This is a genomic window from Cellulomonas phragmiteti (genome assembly GCF_016862775.1).
Classification (GTDB): domain Bacteria; phylum Actinomycetota; class Actinomycetes; order Actinomycetales; family Cellulomonadaceae; genus Cellulomonas; species Cellulomonas phragmiteti.
Window position 1 is genome coordinate 1 of the sequence record NZ_BONP01000053.1, and the last position, 2828, is coordinate 2828.

Annotated in this window: 2 protein-coding genes; both read right to left on the reverse strand. The window is 63.6% G+C overall.

What is annotated here, in order from left to right; translation table 11 throughout:
* The coding region (locus Cph01nite_RS18810) for a DUF262 domain-containing protein (RefSeq protein ID WP_203676565.1) at positions 1-1099 on the reverse strand (1099 nt) is incomplete at its 3' end.
* A gap of 661 nt (positions 1100-1760) precedes the next feature.
* Entirely contained in the window at positions 1761-2372 is a 612-nt protein-coding gene (locus Cph01nite_RS18815; protein WP_203676566.1) for a hypothetical protein, read from the reverse strand.
* Between the last annotated feature and the right edge of the window lie 456 nt (positions 2373-2828).

Consider the following 2828-nt stretch of genomic DNA (forward strand, 5'->3'; position numbering starts at 1 on the left):
GCTTCTCCAGACCTTGGAGAACCGTATCTTTGCGGCTAACAAGAACGTCGGCAAAGTCGAGTCGTTGGCTAAATGCAGACATTACTGAGTCGTAGGCGAGCAGAGTGGGTCGTGGCACCCAGCCACGGCTTCCCCCGCGCTCTCTGCGTATAAAGAAAGCGCGCTCTTCGAGGACCGCAAAGACGAGTCTAACCGTCCGCTTGAAGATTTCTCCGATGGCTTCTACGGTTTCTTTCGTCAACTGCCTATTGGCGACCTCCCAGTACTGATCGAGAAACGCCTTCAGCCTTCGGGGGGCGCCTTCGAGGCCGCGCTGGCGGTGCGCAAAGAAGCGAAGCACCATCTCCACGTCATCCATGCTCTGGAACCGAGAATCTGTGAGAACCTCGTCTCGCTCGAGGTCGTCGATACCCTGAAGTGGTTCGGGTATGCCCCATGCGCGGCAGAACTCAGGTGTGCGGGCCAGTCGTGGCAGAACCGAATTGAGGGGACCGGAGCTGAGCGCGTTCCTCGATTCTTGGGCGCTCAGGGTGACTCCACCGCTATTGATACGCTCGAAGACGAGTTCCTTGAGATGTTGCGCAACCGCATTATCGTTCGCGGTTTCGTACAGCAGAACGATGCTCGAAATGTGGCGTCGATCAATGGCTTGACGTAACTGCAGCGGGAGGCCGGAGTACTTCCGCCCGTTCAGTTCCGGCCAGTATTCCAGATCGGTGAGTTCAAACTTGTCTTGGTAGAAATCCCAGAGGGCTGTAAGTCGCTGGAGCCCGTCCATCACTTCGTACTTCGAGTACTCGTACTCGTAGACGAAAATTGGCGGTACCGGTACGTTCATTATGAATGACTCAATTAGTCGCGACTTCTTTGCGGCGCTCCAACGATGGCGCCGCTGGTAATCTGGTTGGAGCTTGTAGCGTCCACTCTGTAGAACGAGCGGCAACTCAGCCAGCTGAGTTCGTGCCTGATCGGTGACGATCCGGACTTCGCCTCGGACATAACGATCGACTATGTCAGCATCCGACGACGTTGTGCCCGATGTGTTTGCCGGTGGGTCGAGCGTGATCGCTTCGTCGGGCAGGAGATCGGCTACGGGCACAGGGTCCTACTTTCGATCGATCGGCGGCCGCGCGTTCGCGCATGCTGAGCACCTTCGCAGCCTATCGGCGAGAGGATGCGCGAAATGGGAGCGACGCGAGGACAGGCTCGTGCTCGTGCCATCGTCATGTCGGACGGCGCGTTCCGGCTACGCACGGTTGCCTCGGGAGCGGACGGCCCTGGTGCGAGGCAGAGCCCATGATGCGGAGCGCCGAGCCCCGCCGCCGAGGGTGTAGTCCAGGGCGTGCGAGACGCGGGTAGGTATAGGAGCCTCATCATCCCTGGTTCCGCCGACGATGCGGCGTCGGACCTCTTCTGCTGAACTCTGCCGAGTGCCCGTCGGCAGCGGGCGGGTCGATGGCTCGGGTTTCAGTTCGGCTCTGCATAGAGCGCGCTGGAGAAGTGTAGGAACCTGCGGTACTTGACGGATGCCTGGTGTTCCGACCTGCAGCTTCGTAGGAACCTGTCGTAGCCCGATTCTCACCAAGGTGGCGGGATCCTCGCAGGCCAGTGCAACGAGCCCTTCCCGCGGGCGCCGACACTGCGCGGCGCAGCGGCGCAGCGGCTGTCGCAGGGCACCCGACCCCGCAGTCAGGAGTCACGCCCAGTGCCTTGGCGCGAAGGATGATCTTCAATGGTCGCCGCGCCACGGGTGGCCGATCTCAGAGGTCCGAGACGCGTGAGCGGAGCCACTTGTTGGCCCCGGAGAGCGTGAAGCCCCCAATAGGAGATGCGTCGACGTCGCGGTGGCGTCGCCTGCTCACTCGGACGTTCGCCAGAGGCGTCCGCACCCAGAGGTCCGGACGTGAGTCGACGACTCGCACCATGAAGTGCAGGCTCTTTCCTACGCCGATGCGGGTGGGCGTGAGACATGCGTGATGCTCGTCGAGGACCAGCACGCCCGAGTCGAGATTGCTCACGACCCGCCCGGGATGAAGCCGCCCCGGAGCGAACCCGAAGCGAAGCTCTCGACCGTCGAAGTGCTCCGGCAGGATGTCCTGCGGACCGCGGTTCGTCAGCCGCAACTCGACGTCGAACTGGATAGGGGGGTTTGGCTCGATGACCTCCACACCCTGTCCGGTTTGCATGCGGAACGGACGGAGCGGACGCACGCGGTAGTCGACCCGCAGGTGGTTGCGGCGGGTCCCCCAGCGGCGCGTGGCCCACACGCCGATCACGATGGCCGCGATCGCGATCGCGATCCCCAAGATCGTGCCGAGGGTCGCCCAGTCCGTCCCGGCAATGGCCGTCGGGGGCGCAGGCGCGGGCGTCATGGGTGCAGGGTAGGGGAGTCCTGACGCCGACGTGCTGTGAGCTCGACGCGGCTCGTCCGCCCGACCTCGCGTTGTCGCTGTGTCTCGGATCGAGGGGTGCGGCCTCGTCCCCCATCAGTCTCACGTCCTCGTCGGTCGCAGCAGCCCAGGCCGGGAGGCCCGCACCGGTGTCGTGACGGGTAGGTTCGGGCGGATCTTGGCGAGCGACGACGTGGAGGCCAGGCAGTTCGCGGGAACGTGTCGGCGCCGAGTTCTCATCAGGGTGGCGGCGTCTGTGTCGCCTCGACACGACACAGCCCCGACCTCGGGGCGTAGCTTGCGCTCTCAGCCCTCGGGGCTCGTTGCCTGCGACGCCACGAGCAGCCGGTGGTTCACCTCTGTGAGAGTCGCCATCAGGGTCCTGATCGTCACGAGCGAGACGGGGTTCTCCTGGTCCCCGGTGTTCAGCAGGAACGC